Annotated in this window: 1 protein-coding gene; it reads right to left on the bottom strand. The window is 62.9% G+C overall.

Going from position 1 to position 248, the window contains the following annotated elements; translation table 11 throughout:
* On the bottom strand, window positions 1-248 hold a 248-nt coding region (locus SB765_RS32415; RefSeq protein ID WP_410932866.1), incomplete at both ends, for a LysR substrate-binding domain-containing protein.

Genomic DNA, 248 nt, shown 5'->3' with positions numbered 1-248 from the left:
AGTCGACGGCGGCATCCGACAGGTGCAGATCTATCGACAACTCAGGGTATTGGCGAATCAATTGCGGTATCAACGGCGCGACCCAGCGCAAGCCGAAAGACATCGGTATGGCCAGGCGCACCTGGCCACGGGGCTGCACGGCTAACTCCTGGGCTTCGCTCTCGACCTCTTCGGCTTGCCGATAGATCTCGCCGGCCCTGGCGGCCATGCTCGCGCCGAACTCGGTCAACGCCAATTGCCTGGAGGTG

The organism is Pseudomonas sp. SIMBA_067 (genome assembly GCF_046534675.1).
In the GTDB taxonomy this organism is placed as follows: Bacteria; Pseudomonadota; Gammaproteobacteria; order Pseudomonadales; family Pseudomonadaceae; genus Aquipseudomonas; species Aquipseudomonas putida.
The sequence above is the reverse complement of the archived record's forward strand: the minus strand, read 5'-3'. Positions and strand labels throughout refer to the sequence as shown.